At 54.6% G+C, this 17,672-nt stretch carries 16 protein-coding genes and 1 tRNA gene; 8 read left to right on the plus strand and 9 right to left on the minus strand.

Features of this window, described 5'->3' with window-relative positions:
* Positions 1-22: 22 nt before the first annotated feature.
* The 5 genes from H7848_RS01480 to infB all read left to right on the plus strand — a co-directional run bounded on the left by H7848_RS01480 (position 23) and on the right by infB (position 6,176).
* Positions 23-682, plus strand: a complete 660-nt coding sequence (locus H7848_RS01480; RefSeq protein ID WP_208347414.1) for a hypothetical protein — start codon at positions 23-25, stop codon at positions 680-682.
* A gap of 178 nt (positions 683-860) precedes the next feature.
* Positions 861-1,433, plus strand: coding sequence for a ribosome maturation factor RimP (gene rimP / locus H7848_RS01485; protein WP_208347415.1), 573 nt, complete (start codon positions 861-863; stop codon positions 1,431-1,433).
* A gap of 1 nt (position 1,434) precedes the next feature.
* The gene (gene nusA / locus H7848_RS01490) at positions 1,435-3,042 is read left to right on the plus strand and encodes a transcription termination factor NusA (RefSeq protein WP_208347416.1); all 1,608 of its coding nucleotides are present in this window, start codon (positions 1,435-1,437) and stop codon (positions 3,040-3,042) included.
* Positions 3,043-3,069: 27 nt separating this feature from the next.
* Positions 3,070-3,699, plus strand: a complete 630-nt coding sequence (locus H7848_RS01495; RefSeq protein ID WP_208347417.1) for an RNA-binding protein — start codon at positions 3,070-3,072, stop codon at positions 3,697-3,699.
* On the plus strand, positions 3,696-6,176 hold the full coding sequence (gene infB, locus H7848_RS01500) for a translation initiation factor IF-2 (RefSeq protein WP_208347419.1): 2,481 nt from the start codon (positions 3,696-3,698) through the stop codon (positions 6,174-6,176). Before H7848_RS01495 ends, infB begins: the two co-directional genes overlap by 4 nt.
* Positions 6,177-6,290: 114 nt before the next feature.
* On the opposite strand, the gene H7848_RS01505 is transcribed toward infB, so the two are convergent.
* The 4 genes from H7848_RS01505 to H7848_RS01520 all read right to left on the minus strand — a co-directional run bounded on the left by H7848_RS01505 (position 6,291) and on the right by H7848_RS01520 (position 10,265).
* A complete protein-coding gene (locus H7848_RS01505; protein WP_208347421.1) occupies positions 6,291-7,178 on the minus strand; it encodes a DUF2927 domain-containing protein in 888 nt (295 codons plus the stop codon).
* A gap of 604 nt (positions 7,179-7,782) precedes the next feature.
* The gene (locus H7848_RS01510; RefSeq protein WP_208347423.1) at positions 7,783-8,181 is read right to left on the minus strand and encodes a (deoxy)nucleoside triphosphate pyrophosphohydrolase; all 399 of its coding nucleotides are present in this window, start codon (positions 8,179-8,181) and stop codon (positions 7,783-7,785) included.
* Entirely contained in the window at positions 8,178-9,392 is a 1,215-nt protein-coding gene (gene argJ / locus H7848_RS01515) for a bifunctional glutamate N-acetyltransferase/amino-acid acetyltransferase ArgJ (protein WP_208347424.1), read from the minus strand. The genes H7848_RS01510 and argJ overlap by 4 nt, the downstream gene beginning before the upstream one ends.
* Positions 9,393-9,395: 3 nt before the next feature.
* Positions 9,396-10,265 carry a peptidylprolyl isomerase gene (locus tag H7848_RS01520; protein ID WP_208347425.1) on the minus strand — a complete coding sequence of 290 codons (870 nt, stop codon included), beginning with the start codon at positions 10,263-10,265 and terminating at the stop codon, positions 9,396-9,398.
* Between the two features lie 173 nt (positions 10,266-10,438).
* On the opposite strand from H7848_RS01520, the gene secA reads away from it, so the two are divergent.
* Complete coding sequence (secA, locus tag H7848_RS01525; protein WP_208347426.1) at positions 10,439-13,123, plus strand: preprotein translocase subunit SecA; 2,685 nt, start codon at positions 10,439-10,441, stop codon at positions 13,121-13,123.
* Positions 13,124-13,128: 5 nt separating this feature from the next.
* Here secA and H7848_RS01530 read toward each other — a convergent pair whose 3' ends face one another.
* Both H7848_RS01530 and H7848_RS01535 read right to left on the minus strand, forming a co-directional pair.
* The gene (locus H7848_RS01530) at positions 13,129-13,788 is read right to left on the minus strand and encodes a GntR family transcriptional regulator (RefSeq protein ID WP_208347427.1); all 660 of its coding nucleotides are present in this window, start codon (positions 13,786-13,788) and stop codon (positions 13,129-13,131) included.
* Positions 13,789-13,819: 31 nt separating this feature from the next.
* Positions 13,820-14,512: a M48 family metallopeptidase gene (locus H7848_RS01535; RefSeq protein WP_208347428.1), complete on the minus strand. Its 693-nt coding sequence runs from the start codon at positions 14,510-14,512 to the stop codon at positions 13,820-13,822.
* Between the two features lie 113 nt (positions 14,513-14,625).
* Here H7848_RS01535 and H7848_RS01540 point away from each other — a divergent pair, with 113 nt between their 5' ends.
* Both H7848_RS01540 and H7848_RS01545 read left to right on the plus strand, forming a co-directional pair.
* Positions 14,626-14,949: a TIGR02300 family protein gene (locus H7848_RS01540; protein WP_208347429.1), complete on the plus strand. Its 324-nt coding sequence runs from the start codon at positions 14,626-14,628 to the stop codon at positions 14,947-14,949.
* 66 nt (positions 14,950-15,015) lie between these two features.
* Positions 15,016-15,091 (plus strand) — tRNA-Ala (locus H7848_RS01545).
* Here the strand turns inward: H7848_RS01545 and H7848_RS01550 are convergent.
* From H7848_RS01550 to H7848_RS01560, 3 genes are all read right to left on the minus strand, one after another.
* The gene (locus H7848_RS01550; RefSeq protein ID WP_208347431.1) at positions 15,079-15,939 is read right to left on the minus strand and encodes a recombinase zinc beta ribbon domain-containing protein; all 861 of its coding nucleotides are present in this window, start codon (positions 15,937-15,939) and stop codon (positions 15,079-15,081) included. The genes H7848_RS01545 and H7848_RS01550 overlap by 13 nt on opposite strands.
* On the minus strand, positions 15,921-16,415 hold the full coding sequence (locus tag H7848_RS01555) for a recombinase family protein (RefSeq protein ID WP_208347432.1): 495 nt from the start codon (positions 16,413-16,415) through the stop codon (positions 15,921-15,923). Before H7848_RS01555 ends, H7848_RS01550 begins: the two co-directional genes overlap by 19 nt.
* A 151-nt stretch (positions 16,416-16,566) precedes the next feature.
* Positions 16,567-16,854 carry a hypothetical protein gene (locus tag H7848_RS01560; RefSeq protein WP_208347434.1) on the minus strand — a complete coding sequence of 96 codons (288 nt, stop codon included), beginning with the start codon at positions 16,852-16,854 and terminating at the stop codon, positions 16,567-16,569.
* Between the last annotated feature and the right edge of the window lie 818 nt (positions 16,855-17,672).

Consider the following 17,672-nt stretch of genomic DNA (forward strand, 5'->3'; position numbering starts at 1 on the left):
CGGTTTGTCTCATAAAGTTTTAATGCCGAGAACAGTTATTGATATCCGAAACGCTTCATTAGATCAGTTCAAAGATTTTGTTTTTGATCATGCTGTACATAGCATCGGTAGCGATCAGGTGTGGTATCATCAATTTGATTTGGAAATTAGATTTGATGACGAACACAACGCGCGCTGTTTCATCAAAATGTTAACAGACGCAAAAGGATTACTGTCAAAATACGACTCAGAAAAGTTGGAGCAGGGGTGCTGGGCTATGTTTTCAGGTTTCGATGGAAACTTGAACTACCTGATCTGGGACAGCGCAATTCCAATCAAGACCAAGGAAGATTTGATTGCATCAATGTATTTCATATATCGCGATCTCTTTGCGGTCGATCCATTAGGAGAGGCTTGTGAAATGTGGTGGGATGGTCTGGCATATGAAATTCATCCATTGAAACGTGCCGACCCAGAAAACAATCCGCATGACAAACGCATTCAGGATGCAATGTTTGAAGTCTTATCCAAGATACTTCTGCTTGAATCTGTCCATTGCCAATCGGCGGCGCTCCATGGGCTTAATCATGTTGCCCATCCTGATACCGAAAATATCGTCAAGAAATACGTCGAAAGTCATCCGGAATTATCAGAAGCCGATATTGACTATGCATATCGATGTGCAAAGGGCAACGCGCTTTGAGGATGCTGCTGTCAAAGGATTGATTTAAGCTTGGCAAAAGCCCTTGCAGACTCACCTACCCGCGCGTATATGACCAACAACAGCGGCGCGTTCGGGTCCACACCGACGCTCCACCGGGAAACACCAACGGGCCGCGCGCCCGTTTTTTTGTGCTCTGGATACGCAGAAGCTGATCACTATGAATGACCTTATCGCGAAAGCTGCCATTGATCGCCGTCTGGCTGAAATCATTACCCCTGTCATCGAAGGCATGGGCTATGAGCTGGTGCGCGTGCGGCTGATGGGGGGCAAGACCTCGACCCTGCAGATCATGGCGCAGCGGCCCGATGGTACGATTGAAGTTGACGATTGTGCCGATATCTCGACCGCGGTCAGTGCCACGCTGGATGTCGAAGATCCGATCGTGGATGCCTATACGCTTGAAGTGTCCTCGCCCGGGATCGACCGCCCCCTGACCCGTCTGAAGGATTTCGATCAGTGGGAAGGTTATGAAGCCAAGATCGAGACGACTGAACTGATCGACGGGCGCCGTCGGTTCAAGGGCGAATTGGCCGGAACCGAAGGCGATGAGGTGCTGATCAATATCGAAGAAGGCACGATCGGGCTGAAGTTCGACTGGCTGGCAGATGCCAAGCTGGTGCTGACCGATGATCTGATCAAGGAAATGTTGCGCCAGCGCAAGGCGGCGGGCGTTGTGAACGAAGATGATTTTGACGAAATAGAGACTGAGACACAGTCCGAGGAGAACTGATATGGCAATAACATCCGCCAACCAGCTTGAACTGCTGCAAACGGCCGAGGCCGTGGCCCGCGAAAAGATGATCGACCCCGGTCTGGTCGTCGAAGCGATGGAAGAAAGTCTGGCCCGTGCCGCAAAGTCGCGCTACGGCGCCGAGATGGACATTCGTGTGTCCATTGACCGCAAGACCGGTAAGGCGACCTTCACCCGCGTACGCACGGTGGTCGAGGATGAAGAGCTTGAGAATTATCAAGCCGAGTTCACCGTTGAGCAGGCCAAGCAATATCTGGAAAACCCCGCCGTTGGTGATCTGCTGATCGAAGAAATACCGCCCGTTGAGATGGGCCGGATCGCCGCACAGTCCGCCAAGCAGGTCATTCTGCAGAAGGTCCGCGAAGCAGAACGCGACCGTCAGTACGAAGAATTCAAGGACCGCGCGGGCACGATCATCAACGCGCTGGTCAAGCGCGAGGAATACGGCAATGTCATCGTCGATATCGGCGCGGGCGAAGCTGTGCTGCGCCGGAACGAAAAGATCGGCCGCGAAAGCTATCGCAATGGCGACCGCATCCGCTGCTACATCAAAGATGTGCGGCGTGAACAGCGGGGGCCTCAGATATTCCTCAGCCGGACAGCACCTGAATTCATGGCGGAACTTTTCAAAATGGAAGTGCCCGAGATTTATGACGGCATCATCGATATCAAGGCCGTCGCGCGTGACCCCGGCAGCCGCGCTAAGATTGCGGTGATCAGCCACGATAACTCAATCGACCCTGTGGGTGCCTGTGTCGGTATGCGTGGCAGCCGGGTTCAGGCGGTTGTCAACGAACTTCAGGGCGAAAAGATCGATATTATCCCCTGGAACGAAGATCAGCCGACCTTCCTGGTGAACGCACTGCAACCGGCCGAGGTCAGCAAGGTTGTTCTGGACGAAGAAGCCGAGCGAATCGAGGTCGTTGTACCCGACGATCAACTGTCGCTTGCCATCGGGCGGCGCGGTCAGAACGTGCGGCTGGCATCCCAACTGACCGGGTTGGACATCGATATCATGACCGAAAGCGATGAATCCGAACGTCGTCAGGCAGAATTTGCCGAACGCACCAAGCTGTTCATGGACACGCTGGATCTGGATGAATTCTTTGCGCAGTTGCTGGTGTCCGAAGGCTTCAGCAATCTGGAAGAGGTCGCTTATGTGGAAATCGACGAACTGTTGGTCATCGACGGTGTCGATGAAGACACCGCAAACGAACTTCAGGCCCGTGCCCGTGATCATCTGGAGGCGATGAACAAAAAGGCCTTGGATGCGGCGCGCGAACTGGGGGTTGAGGACAGCCTGGTTGACTTTGAGGGGCTGACACCCCAAATGATTGAGGCCTTGGCGAAGGACGACATCAAGACATTGGAAGATTTCGCAACCTGCGCTGATTGGGAATTGGCAGGTGGTTGGACCACTGTTGAGGGCGAACGTGTGAAAGACGACGGCATTCTTGAGCCGTTCGATGTCAGCCTTGAGGAAGCGCAGAACCTGGTCATGACAGCGCGCGTCATGTTGGGCTGGGTCGATCCCGAAGAATTGACGGCCAATGAAGAAGATACTGTCGAAGAAGAGGCCGAGGCCTGATCTTGGGCCTTGTTTCTTGGGGGTCCGATGACGCGTGGTGGTCGAACAAAAAACCGCGATCTGTCCGAACGCAAATGCGTGGTGACGGGTGAGGTTCAGCCAAAAGCTGGGCTGATCCGCTTTGTCGTAGGGCCAAACGACGATGTGGTCGCTGATGTTCTGGAAAAGCTGCCAGGACGCGGCCTGTGGGTTTCGGCCGATAAGACAGCGCTGGAAACCGCGTCGCGTAAGGGGCTGTTTTCGCGCGGGGCGAAACGACAGGTCACAGTGCCAGACGGTCTGATGGCCGAGATTGATCGCCAGCTTGTGCGGCGCATGGTTGATCTGATCTCACTTGCGCGGAAAGCAGGCGAGGCGGTCGCAGGATACGAAAAGGTCAAGGACTGGTTGATCAAGGACGTGGCCGAGGTGCTGTTGCAGGCTTCGGACGGTTCTGAAAGGGGTAAATCCAAGCTCAGGACGCCAGAAGGTGGGCATTTTATCGGTGTTTTGACTTCTGCAGAATTGGGTTTGGCATTTGGACGGGAAAGTGTGATACACGGCGCACTCGCCACTGGTGGACTCACGACACGTGTTGTAGAGACTGCTGCAAAGCTGAAAGGCGTGCGCGATATAGACGGTGGTAAGGATCGCCGGAAAGGAAAAGACTCTAGATGAGTGAAGACGACGGTAAAAAAACTTTGGGTCTGCGCGGCGGACCACGCTCGGGCAATGTAAAGCAAAGCTTTAGCCATGGGCGGACGAAAAACGTCGTGGTTGAAACCAAACGTAAACGCGTTGTGGTCCCCAAGCCCGGTGCGGCCAAAAGTGGTGGCGGTCAGCCGGTCAAAGGCGATGCATCAAAGCGGCCCGCAGGCATCACCGATGCTGAGATGGAGCGTCGGCGCAAAGCCCTGATGGCCGCTAAGGCGCGTGAAGCGGAAGATGCAGCGCAGCGCGAAGCAGAAGAAAAAGCCCGCGAAGAAGAACGTCAGCGCCGCCGGGAAGAGCAAGAAGCCAAGGAACGCGAAGAACGCGAACTGCAGGAACGTGCCAAAGCCAAGGCCGAGGAAGACGAACGCCGCCAGCGCGAAGCAGAAGAAGCGGCCAAGCGGGCTGCAGCGGAAAAAGCGGCACCAAAGGATGATGCCGGTGCGCGGGGCGGTGCAGCCAAGCAACCAGTACGCAACAAGGGTCGTGAAGCTGAACAGGCTGATCGCGATAATCGCGGTCGCGGTCGTGGTGATGATGGTGGACGCCGTTCGGGCAAGCTGACGTTGAATCAGGCGCTTTCGGGTCGCGAAGGCGGACGCCAGTTGTCCATGGCCGCGATGAAGCGGAAACAGGAACGCGCCCGTCAGAAAGCCATGGGCGGTAGCCAGGAACGCGAAAAGGTTATCCGCACCGTTCAATTACCCGAAGCGATCATGGTGTCAGAACTGGCGAACCGGATGTCAGAACGTGTGGCTGATGTGGTCAAGGCGTTGATGCAGAACGGTATGATGGTGACGCAAAACCAAACCATCGATGCTGATACGGCTGAGTTGATTATCGAAGAATTCGGTCACAAGGTCACCCGTGTCTCGGATTCTGATGTCGAGGACGTGATCGATCAGGTCGAAGACTCTGATGACGATCTGCAGTCGCGCCCGCCGGTTATCACGGTCATGGGTCACGTTGACCACGGCAAGACGTCATTGCTGGACGCGATCCGCAATGCCAAGGTGGTATCTGGCGAGGCGGGCGGGATCACACAGCATATCGGTGCCTATCAGGTTGACCAGAATGGCACAAAGCTGACATTCTTGGATACGCCTGGCCATGCGGCCTTTACCAGCATGCGGGCACGGGGTGCTCAGGTCACTGATATCGTGATCTTGGTGGTGGCGGCAGACGATGCTGTGATGCCTCAGACGATTGAGGCGATCAACCACGCAAAAGCTGCCAAAGTGCCAATGATCGTGGCAATCAACAAAGTTGATAAGCCCGGTGCGAACCCTGACAAGGTGCGAACGGATCTGCTTCAGCACGAAGTGATCGTCGAAAAGTTGTCTGGTGAAGTGCAGGACGTCGAGGTTTCGGCCGTCAAGGGTACAGGTCTGGACGAATTGCTTGAGTCTATTGCGCTTCAGGCCGAAATTCTTGAGCTGAAAGCAAACCCTGAACGTGCCGCGTCGGGCGCTGTGATCGAAGCACAGTTGGATGTGGGGCGTGGACCTGTTGCGACTGTTCTGGTCCAGAACGGAACCTTGCGTCAGGGCGATATCTTTGTCGTGGGTGAGCAGTATGGTAAAGTACGCGCGCTAATCAACGATCAGGGGGACCGTGTCGAGGAAGCTGGCCCATCCGTTCCGGTTGAGGTTCTGGGTCTGAACGGCACGCCAGAGGCTGGCGATGTTCTGAATGTCGTCGATACCGAAGGTCAGGCGCGCGAAATTGCAGAATATCGCGAAAAAGCCGCGAAAGAAAAGCGTGCGGCGGCGGGTGCTGCCACAACGCTGGAACAGCTGATGGCCAAGGCGAAAGAAGACGAAAACGTCACCGAGATGCCTATTTTGGTAAAAGCCGACGTTCAAGGCTCTGCCGAAGCGATCGTTCAGGCGATGGAAAAGATCGGAAACGACGAAGTGCGCGTGCGCGTGCTGCATTCGGGTGTTGGTGCCATCACCGAAACTGATATTGGTCTTGCCGAAGCGTCCGGTGCGCCGGTCTTCGGGTTTAATGTTCGGGCTAATGCATCGGCGCGGAATACGGCCAACCAAAAGGGTGTCGAGATACGGTACTATTCGGTGATCTACGATCTGGTCGATGACGTTAAAGCTGCTGCAAGTGGTCTGCTGAGTGCCGAGATCAAGGAAAACTTCATCGGGTATGCCGAGATCAGAGAAGTCTTCAAAGTCTCGGGCGTTGGCAAGGTCGCGGGCTGTTTGGTCACAGAGGGCGTTGCCCGCCGGTCTGCCGGGGTGCGCTTGCTGCGGGATAACGTGGTGATACACGAAGGTACACTGAAAACCCTAAAACGTTTCAAGGACGAAGTGGCCGAGGTCCAGTCAGGTCAGGAATGCGGTATGGCGTTTGAAAACTACGATGACATCCGCCCTAGCGATGTGATTGAAATCTTTGAACGCGAAGAGATTGAGCGTTCTTTGGACTAACGCTTTGATTGCGGAACTTAAAAGACCCCGGACTTGATCCGGGGTCTTTTGTTTTCAGCTGGTTGATTCATGCGGCCCAGGATCAAGTCTGGGACCCAGCGAATCTGCTTTACGTTAATGTAATGCTGCTTTTGTAAGGGCCGGCAGCAGCGGTTTGACCTGCTCAATCGTCATTCCAGGCCTTAGGCGGTCATCATACAGCATCCGCAAAAGTGCCAGATCATGATTGGTCAAAACCCCGAATTCTTCGTTGTCGTTGAAAATTGATGGGCGCGCCATTGGGCTGTCATTTGGCAGACCCATGGACTGGGCCAATTCCTCTTGAATGCAGGATTTACGCATACGTTGCGAATGTTCGGCCCGGACCACCACAACGGCCCCCTTATACCCATGTCTAAGGTCCGAATACGGGCGCGCCAGAACCATGCACATGACGTTTTTCGGCATATTGATGATCGCGCGAAGGCCTTGCGGACTGATGTCGGGCAGTTTCTGGGTTAGAAATGGCTTTAGGTTTTGACGTTCCTTCTCGCCCACCACTAGGACAAGAAGATTTGGTTTATCATTGCTGCGGGAAATCGAATGACCGGTCGCGGATCGCAAGGTCTGCACCGTCCGGCTGATTTCACGGGAAAAGGCCTGGCGACGTTCAGGCGAAACGCCTTTGCCATACACAGTGCTGATGCGCACGGGCTTTTCCCATCGTCTTAGCACACTTTCTGTTTTTGAGGATGAAAAGCCGCCATTGCGGTTGTTGTATTCGTTATAAAGCGCGATCTGAATGAAGTTTTCAGCCAGTGTCGCACGGTCCCATGGCACGTCTTGCGGCGCATGTTCGCTGCGCAGATGACCGCGTTGCACATAGCTCGCTTCAAGCTGACGATAATAGGAAAATGGTGCTTTCTGGCGATTTGCCGACGTCCCCCCGCCCATGGTCGCGGCGGATGTCGTTGCCTCAAGATACAGCTTGTTCCGTTCGGCCATCAGCGGGGTTGTCAGCATCACACTTGCCGTACAAACACCGCAAACCACTTTACAGAAAAATCGCGTCACACCTTGGTCCTGCTCGTTACACCTGGATTGATTCCAAGGCTGTATGTTTCAGATCCTCACGTCAATGTTACGTAAGCAGATCGTCATCTGTCCAGCCCGGAATCATAAAACTCATAGCATCAGGATATGAATGCCCGATTAAATCGCAGGGAATAAGGCAAAGACGGGACATAAATCCGGTGATTGCGTATTTTTGCGTCAAACCTTCGATGTAGGGACGCGAAATAATCAAAAAGGGACGCAAAAGCGCCCCTGTTTTACGTTGGTCGTTTATTAGCCTTCACGCGGCTATTTTTGTTGAAACGGGAAAGCCTTCGTAAGTCTTTTCGCCCACACGAATGCGGATCTTGCCATTGGAAAGCTTGGATACCAAAACACCTTGCACGGAAACGCAACTGCCTATTGTTATAGTTCTTAGCATTTCACACCCTCCTCTCTGGGTAGGCTGAATATAGCCGGAATTTGTTTACTGAACAGCTATATTTTCGTCATATTACTGATATTTTTGCACAAATTTCACGCAATATGTGAAGATTTTTTGTGCAGATGTGACCTATAGCCAGTCGCGCAAGATCGGGATCAGGGGAATATCTGCCGCTGGCATCGGGTAGTTGCGCAGTTCGTTCGGGCGGGCCCAGGCCAGTTTCTGACCCTCTTTCGATTGGGGGATGCCGTCCCACTTACGACAGGCAAACAGTGGCATTAGCAAGTGGAAATCATCGTAACTGTGGCTGGCAAACGTCAGGGGCGCCAGGCAGCTTTGCCATGTGTTAATGCCCAGTTCTTCGTCTAATTCTCGGATCAGGGCAGCCTCCGGTGTTTCGCCGGTTTCGACCTTGCCGCCGGGGAATTCCCATAAACCGGCCATCGATTTGCCTTCGGGGCGCTGCGCCAGTAAAACGCGGCCGTCCACGTCAATCAGCGCAACGGCGGACACCAGAACAACCTTCATGACCGATAATCCGCGTTGATGCTGATATATCCGTGGGTCAGATCACAGGTCCAGACACGTGCCCGACCGTCCCCCAGCCCAAGATCAACCCGGATCGTCAGATCCTGATTTTTCATATAACCCGCGCCAAGCTCTTCTTTATACTCAGGCGATACCCACCCGTTTTCAGCGACCAGAATATCCCCAAAACGTATTGCCAAGCGATCCCGATCGGCCTGCGCACCGGACTTTCCAACAGCCATAACAATGCGCCCCCAGTTCGGATCTTCGCCCGCAATTGCCGTTTTCACCAGAGGTGAGTTTGCAATCGACAGTCCAATGGTTTTGGCATCGGCGTCATTGGCGGCACCGGTGACATTGATTTCGATGAACTTCGTGGCGCCCTCGCCATCCTTGACGACCTGATGGGCCAGATCCAGCATGATGTTGTGCAGCGCCTCTCGAAAGCTGTCATCGCCGCTAACATCTATGCCCGACGTACCGGTTGCGGCCATCAGCAAGGTGTCCGACGTCGAAGTGTCACTATCGACGGTGATGCAGTTGAAGGTCACATTGGTCAGTTCGGTCAGCGTCTGCTGCAGTTTAGCTTGCGGGATTGCGGCATCAGTAAAGATATATACAAGCATCGTTGCCATATTGGGGGCAATCATGCCTGACCCTTTGGCGATACCTGCGATATTGACCTGTTTCCCGTCTATCAGCAGGCTACAACCAGCGCCCTTTGGAAACGTGTCTGTGGTCATGATGGCCTGGGCCGCACTTTCGATGCCATCGGGCGACAAGCCATCCCAAAGCTGTGCGATTTTCGCAGTGATCTTGTCATGCGGCAGGGGTTCACCAATCACACCAGTGGATGAGCTGAAAACGCGTGCCTGGGGCACGCCAAGCTGATCTGCAACGGCTAAGGTAATCCGCGAAACAGCTTCTTGCCCATTTTTGCCGGTGAAAGCATTGGCATTGCCGGAATTGACAATGAAAGCAGCGCCCTGATCTGCGGCACCGCCGATTTTGGTCTGACAATCCAGAACAGGTGCCGCGCGCGTTGTGGACTTGGTAAAGACACCCGCAATTGTTGTGCCCGCATCAAGGGCGGCCAGCATGACATCGGCGCGACCTTTATAACGCACGCCTGCCTCAAGCGCCGAAAAGCGAACGCCCTGAATCATAGGAAGCGCCGGAAAATGATCCGGCGCCAATGGGGATTTTTTCATGGCTCAGTTCTGCAACAAATCGACATTTTGCAGGACCGACGGGTTCACCGCGCCCTCTTCAGAGGTGGTGATTTCGGCCTGTTCGCGCAGTTCAGCCAAGCGCGCATCGACGGCATCGCGCTGCACCTGCGTTTCCAGTTCGGCACGAACGTCATCCAGTGCAGGGGCCGATTTGACGCGGGTTTCATTCAGCTTGATCACATGCCAGCCGAACTGTGTCTGAACAGGGTCTGAAACCTGCCCGGCTTCAAGTGCGACAACGGCATCTTCGAAAGGCTGAACCATCATGCCTGCACCAAACCATCCCAGATCGCCACCGTTCGGTCCCGATGGGCCGGTCGATTTTTCCTGCGCCAGCGTTGCGAAATCGGCGCCTTCGTCCAGCTGGCCTTTGATTTCAATCGCCTCTTCTTCGGTTTCAACCAGGATATGGGCTGCCTGATATTCCTGTTCAGGATCGGCATTCACATAGGTTTCGTCATATAGTTTCTGGACCGCCTCGTCAGTGATGGCGCTTTCAGTGACGCCTTGAATGGCCTCGCCAGCCAGCATGCTGCGCTGTTCGTTTTCAAGGGCCATTTCCACGCGCCGCGGGGTCGTTTCCACTGACTGTGCCAGCAACGCCTGTTGTGTCAGTTGATCCAGAAGCCCTTCGAACAGCACATCGTCGGGAAGCTGCTGATACTGCATGGGTAACTGCGATCGCGCGATGATCATATGGCCCACTGTTATGTCCTGACCATTGACTGTGGCGACGACAGTTTCGGCCGTTACACCGTCCTCTGCGTCGGGCAATGCGTCCTGCCCCAAAACGGGCAACGCCAATGCCGCTGTCAGCACAGTTGCGGTCAGAAGGTTATGTCGTTTCAACATCTATTCATCCTTTGGATCAGCCGCACGTAAGGGCGACGTTGACACTCTTGAACCGGCCCCTTACATCGCTTGCGTGCGTGAGGGCCTGTATCTGGCATGTTCTATGGGCAGGAACCCGGACGAGCAAGCAACTCCCTCATGACAATGACGTTAAGCGACGGCGCGGAGAGATTATGTTGGGTATTGGAACAATTGCCAAGAAGGTCTTTGGCACAACAAACGACCGCAAGGTCAAGGCGACCCGACTGCTTATTGAAAAGATAAATGCCCTGGAACCTGAATTCGAGGCGCTGTCAGACGACGGCCTGAAAGACAAGACCGAAGAATTGGCCACACGGGCGATGAAGGGCGAAAGTCTGGATGATCTGCTGCCCGAAGCCTTCGCCAACTGTCGCGAAGCTGCGCGCCGTGCGCTTGGGTTGCGTGCTTTTGATACGCAGTTGATCGGCGGCATTTTTCTGCACCGTGGCAATATTGCCGAAATGAAGACCGGTGAAGGCAAGACACTTGTTGCGACCTTCCCCGCCTACCTGAACGCCCTGACCGGCAAGGGCGTGCATATCGTGACCGTGAACGACTATCTGGCCAAGCGCGACTCGGATTGGATGGGCAAGGTCTATAACGCATTGGGTCTGACCTGCAGCGTTGTCTATTCGATGCAGCCAGATGATGAGAAAAAAGCGGCTTACGCTGCTGATGTCACCTATGCCACCAACAACGAACTGGCCTTTGATTATCTGCGCGACAACATGAAGCCCAGCCTGCGCGATATCGCACAGCGTAAACACAATTTCGCGATTGTGGATGAAGTCGATAGCATCCTGATTGACGAAGCCCGTACACCGCTGATTATCTCGGGCCCGGCCGAAGATCGATCTGACCTATATGAGGCGATCGATAAGGTCATCCCAGAACTGCAAGATGACCATTTTGAGCTGGATGAAAAACAGCGTAATGTTTCGCTGACCGATGAAGGCAACGAGTTTCTTGAAGAGCGCCTTCATGAATTGACGATCTTGCCCGAAGATCAAACGCTTTATGACCCCGAAAGCACCACAATTGTACACCACATCAACCAGGGTCTGCGGGCCCACAAGATGTTTACCAAAGACAAGGATTATGTCGTCCGCAACGGCGAGGTTGTGCTGGTCGACGAATTTACCGGCCGCATGACGCCCGGCCGTCGCCTGTCACAGGGGTTGCACCAGGCAATCGAGGCCAAAGAAGGGGTGGACATCAAACCTGAAAACGTCACCCACGCCAGTGTGACGTTCCAGAATTATTTCCGCCTTTACGACAAGCTGGCCGGTATGACCGGGACCGCTCTGACCGAGGCCGAAGAATTTGGCCAGATCTACGGTCTGGGTGTGATCGAAATTCCGACCCATCGCCCGATTGCCCGCATTGATGAACATGATCAGATTTTCCGTACCGCTGAGGAAAAATACGGTGCCATTGTCGACGAAATCAAACAGGCCCACGAAAAGCATCAGCCGGTTCTGGTCGGCACCACATCCATTGAAAAGTCCGAGTTCCTTAGCGCGCTTCTAAGCAAGGAAAAGATACCGCATAACGTTCTGAATGCCCGTCAACACGAACAGGAAGCCCAGATCGTGGCAGACGCGGGCAAGCTGGGCGCTGTGACCATCGCGACCAACATGGCCGGACGCGGTACAGACATTCAGCTTGGCGGCAACGTCGAAATGCGCGTCTTGCAGGCGCTGGCCGAAGACCCCGAAGCTGACCCGGATCAGGTCCGCACCCGGATCGAGGCCGAGGTCGCTGATGAAAAGGAAAAGGTGAAAGAGGCGGGCGGTCTGTTCGTTCTTGCCACTGAACGCCATGAATCCCGCCGGATCGACAACCAGCTGCGCGGTCGGTCGGGGCGTCAGGGCGACCCGGGGCGTTCATCTTTCTTCCTGTCGCTGGAAGATGATCTGATGCGGATTTTCGGGTCGGAACGTCTTGAAAGGGTTCTGTCGGCCTTGGGCATGAAAGAAGGCGAAGCCATCGTGCATCCGATGGTCAACAAGTCGCTTGAAAAAGCCCAGGCCAAGGTCGAAGGCCGCAATTTTGACATCCGCAAACAGTTGCTGAAGTTCGATGATGTGATGAACGATCAGCGCAAGGTGATCTTTGGCCAACGCCGCGAAATTATGGAAACTGATGATGTGTCCGAAATCACTCAGGACATGCGTCACCAGGTCATCGATGATCTGGTCTATGAATACATGCCGCCCAAAACCTATGCCGATCAGTGGGATCTTCAGGCAATGCAAAATGCGGTTCTGGAACGCCTTGGGCTGGACGCACCCGTCGCTGATTGGGCGCAGGAAGAGGGCGTGGATGACGAAATCATGCGCGAACGGCTTGAAAAGGCCAGCGATGAATTCATGGCGAAAAAGGCCGTTGCGTTTGGCTCCGATCAGATGCGGCAGATTGAAAAGCAGCTACTATTGCAGACCATCGACACCAAGTGGCGCGAACATCTTGTGACCCTGGAACAGCTTCGCACGGTTATCGGTTTCCGTGGATATGCGCAGCGCGACCCGTTGAACGAATATAAAACCGAAGCTTTCCAATTGTTTGAAAGTTTGCTGGACAGTTTGCGTGAAGAGGTTACGCAAAAACTGGCCCAGGTCCGTCCAATGACCCCGGAAGAACAGGAAGCGATGCTGGCCCAAATCCAGGCGCAACGGGATGCGATGGCAAAGGTGGCCGGGCCCGCCGAGAAGTTTCCAAATGCTATTGAAGGCTTTGTTGAAGATGATCCCTCAACCTGGGGCAATCCCGGTCGTAATGATCCGTGTCCCTGTGGGTCAGGTAAGAAATTTAAACATTGCCACGGGGCGCTCTGACGCTGCTATTGTGTCAGCATTTTTAACCCGGCTGTGACATCCGTGCGGACGGCCAGTCGCAGGCCGGGTTCATCCCCCGCTTTCAGGGCGGCCAGAATAAGACGGTGATGACGCGGCGGTTCGGTGCGCTGCAGCTTGCCGTAAAGTTTGCGCATCGTCGGCCCCAGTTGCAGCCACACGGTTTCCGCAATCGCCAGCATCGCGGGTGCCTGCGCGCGCAGATAAAGCGTGCGGTGAAACTCCAGATTGCTGCGAATATAGCCGACAGCGTCGCCTTTGGCGACAACGATCGCGATGGTGTTATTGATCGCACCAAGCCGATCGATCAGCGCGATATGCGCCCGTGGCAAAGCACGCGATGCCAGTTCAGGTTCCAAAAGCGCGCGCAATGCCGCCAGTTCCTCAATCCGGTCGTCTGACAGCTCGGGCGTGGAAACGCGGCCCGAGGATGACAGAAACAGTGCGCCCTCGGCGACCAGCCGCCGCATCGCCTCGCGCACAGGGGTCATCGACACGCCATATTCCTGGCCGATCCCGCGCAGGGTCAGGGCCTGTCCTGGCAGAAGCTCTCCGTGCATGATACGTGTGCGCAGTGTGCGGTAAATCTGATCGTGAATGGCGCTTTGCGGGGGAATACCGCCTTCGGATTTGGACTGGATCAGCATCTGTCAAACGTGATCACAAAACACGGCAACGTCAATCCTGAAACCGATATCGGTGCAGCAGATGACCATTCTGACGCAACCACAGTCGCGGCGCATCATAAGGGCCATGAATGGCCTGCACCGTATTCCAGTATGTTTGTGAATGGTTCATCTGTGCCAGATGAGCGACCTCATGTGCGGCGACATAGTTCAGTACCTCGGGCGGTGCCATAATCAGACGCCACGAATAGTTCAGGTTGCCGGTCGACGAACATGATCCCCACCGCGACCGCGTATCGCGCAGAGTGATACGGTTGTACGTCTTTCCCAACCTATCCGCATAGTTTTCGCTGGCCCGATGCAGATTGACCTTGGCCTGTGCCTTTAGAAAGGCGCCAATCCGCCGGGCAACGTCATCATGATTGCCAGGTACACGTATTTGATGGCCTTCGATCCGTGCCACGCGCCCCCCACCGGCCACAATGTCCAGGTATTCACCGCGATACAGCATTTTTTCACCAAAGACCGGGCGCAGTTCACCCGGCTGATCCGCCAGCTTTTCACGGACCCACGTCGCCTTTTCATCGGCAAACCGAAGGGCCTCGGTCGCGGGCATGATTGATGGCATGGTTAAGGTCACGCGCCCGTCCAACTGCGACACCCGCAATGATAAACGGCGCGCCCTGGCCGAGCGTCTAAGCGCAATTTCCACCGGTGGGTTGCCCTTTAGCACATATTTATTCATCCCGCGTCCCGTCTGGTTGCAAAAAGACTGTGAATCACTTTGACACTACGCGCAACATATGGCAGTTCGCGCTGATTACCTTGCAATGTGAACAAGTTTCAAAGGGAAAACCGATGGCCAAGGAAGAATGGGGTGTAAAGCGCCTTTGCCCAACGACCGGTAAGCGGTTCTATGACATGGGCCGCGATCCGGTCGTCAGCCCGTACACTGGTGAAGTTGTCACGCTGGACACTGGAAAAAACCAGAACATGATCGCGGACAAGGCAGATCCTGAAACCGCCAAAATGGAAACCGCTGATATAGAAGATGATGCGGTTCTGGATGATGATGACGCCGCGGATGTTGATCTGGGCGACGATGTGTTGGAAGACGACGACGATGACAGCGTTTCGCTGGACGACATTGCCGATGTCGCATCGGATGACGACGATTCCTAAAGCTTAAACGCAGGGCGAGTTTTCACTTGATCTCGCCCCCGTCGTTCTTTAAGTGACGCTGGTGTTGGGGCCTTAGCTCAGTTGGGAGAGCGCTTGCATGGCATGCAAGAGGTCAGGGGTTCGACTCCCCTAGGCTCCACCATTTGTCCCCAACATACCTTCCGCTCCAGCTAAAGCCTTGAACGGTATGGACAATTGGGGTGTTCTAGGCCCTGTTTCCCGGCAGTATGCAAGGCGGTCTGCAAAGGCCAGTTTCAGGACGGTTCTACGGAAGGTTATATGGCCAGAGTCCCCAAGTTTCCAAGGGCTTGCCAGGAAGCTGAGGGAGAGTTCTAGCACAGCATCAAAGTCTCTGTGTGGTGCGGGCTGTTGGGCCTGTTTATCTTGTAAATTTATCTTTTCTTGTTCCATCGCCGCGATCTTGGTTTCATAGGCTCGGATCACGGTCGGATTGTCGGTGTCCATGAGCCGACCCACCAAGACATCGATCTGTTTGTCGATATCCGCGATCTGCTTTGCGAAGGTCTTAGCATCGTGACGGTGTTGTGCGATCCGCATGTCCCATGCCTTGCGGAACATCAGCTTTGCGAGGGCAATCAGCTTTGGGGTCGGTTCCAGGCGACGGATAAGCTTGCCGACATCCCCTTCCAGAACATCGCGTCGGATTGACTTGCCGTAAGAAGGACATCCTTTCGTCTGGCACAGATAATAGGGATGATGCTTGGTCTTGCCTTTCGACCAACAGGACCGCAGGGCCGCGCCACAATCGTGGCAGGTGACAAAGCCCCGCAGCGCAAAATCCTCGCCAATGTCTTTTCTTGCAGGGGCGAGCTGTTTTTGCGACCGGCGCTCTTGGAGGCGTCTAAAGGTTTCGGCCGAGATAATGGGCGCATGGTGCCCCTTGATCCGCGACAGGCCCCAGGGACCATAGCTGATCAGCCCTGCATAAATCTCTCTGTCCAGCAGGCGCGTTACTTCCTGTTGGCGCACCCATCCATCTTTAATATCTTGCCGTGGCCGCGGATTTTCTCATAGCGATAGCCGATGGGGGCGGGGAACACCCAATAGCCATCTTGCATGCGCGCTTTCATCTTCTGAGAGACTTGCCGCTCGTTCTGCTTACGCTCTAATGCGCCCTGGGCTGCCATGATGGTCTCAATGAATTCTCCTTCGGGCGTATCTTCAAACTTAAAGTTCAGGCATTCGATACTGGCCCCGCGGCAGCGGAACGCATCCCGCAGGTCGAGATGGAACCGCGTGTCACGGGCAAAGCGCTTGAGATCGTCAATCATCGCCACGAAGTTGGTGTTCGGCTGGGCATCCAAGAACGACAGCAAAGCCAGCATGCCAAGGCGTTTCATGAAATCCCCGCCGCCTGAAATCGTGTCGGGGAAAACCGCTGCAACCAGATACCCTTTGCTTGCAGCATACTCGGGGCAGCGGCTTTCTTGAGCCAGAGCCTCCAATCAAAAAACGCTCAGCTGTACCAAATTATCTGACTAAGGACAGGCCTAGTTCGGTTGCAAGAGCAACCAATCATGACCATGAAAGAGAGAAAGGTAGATGAGGCCAGCCACTCCAGTTCCATTGTGCTTGCCGTCAAATGGTGAAACCTGTCTACCGCAATGCCTCAGGCGTGTCCAAGTTAATCAAATCGCTCTGACCAGTGAAAACCAGTGCGACCAGTTCGTCTTCGCTACAGTTCCCCTCAATACCTGACTTCAGCCCAAGCTTATAAAGGATACTAATCAGAGGCGTGTTCATCAAAACACCTTGGGATAGCTCGCCAAAAGCTTCTTTGATCCTTTGAGCGTTACAGGCACCTGTGCCCTGCACATAGCCAAGGCCGTAGAGGCCGGGAAGAGCAGAGACAGCGGCTGCGATCAGAATAGTATGGGTCCTCATGATAGGCATCCTTGGCGGCAAGTCTTGATCGCCACACAAAAGGGACCCCTCTTTCTAGGGCTATCACACACTCACCCTCGAAGTCCGCCAGCGTTAGTTTTCCACAGTTTTTTCGGCGGAGTTCGACCGACAGAACCCAAGCACAGCGCCACTTACAAAAGGGATCCCTTTTGTAAAGAGGAAAAGTGCCATGATTCAGCATTGTGCGACTGATCAAACGCGTCACATTTGGGGTATGAAGTCACCGCAAAAGCAAGGGCCTAAGATCGGATAGCTGCCTTGATTGTCAAGCACCATCCGCACCGCTCGCTCGCGTGTCTCAGGTGAACAGCGGTTCGCTCTGTTGTCCTTTTCCATGGCTCCAATCTTTCCTTGATTTGGAGCCTCCGGAAAACCCGGAGCGGTGCATTCAGCCCTCGGGTGGAAGAGTCCCTTGGCTTTCGAACGAAAGGCAGCTTAAGTGAGTAATCGGAGCGGCACGAAAACGTGACAGGTCCATGCAGTATCGAACACATTATCGAGTTGGCTCTTGCAGGGCGTCTCAATTCCGGAAAACGCAGCGGAGCCCACACTGGATTCAAAAGCGCTGGCATTGATTTGTGCGGCCTGTGCAAATTGCTTGATCCGCCGCGCGAACTTGGCCTGTCGGTCGGCAACGCCGCACTGGGGCTAGATGTTTCAACTAGAGCAGGATGAGATCAGGTTGAAGCGTATCCTGAGTTGACAAGGTAATTCGCACATTCCTGCGGGGTGAAGCGGTCGAGCAGCTTACCGATCCTGCGCCATGTTGCCTCTATCGTGCGTTCGGCGGCGTCTCG

Origin of the sequence: Pseudaestuariivita rosea (assembly GCF_017592335.1) — a bacterium.
Classification (GTDB): Bacteria; Pseudomonadota; Alphaproteobacteria; order Rhodobacterales; family Rhodobacteraceae; genus Parasulfitobacter; species Parasulfitobacter rosea.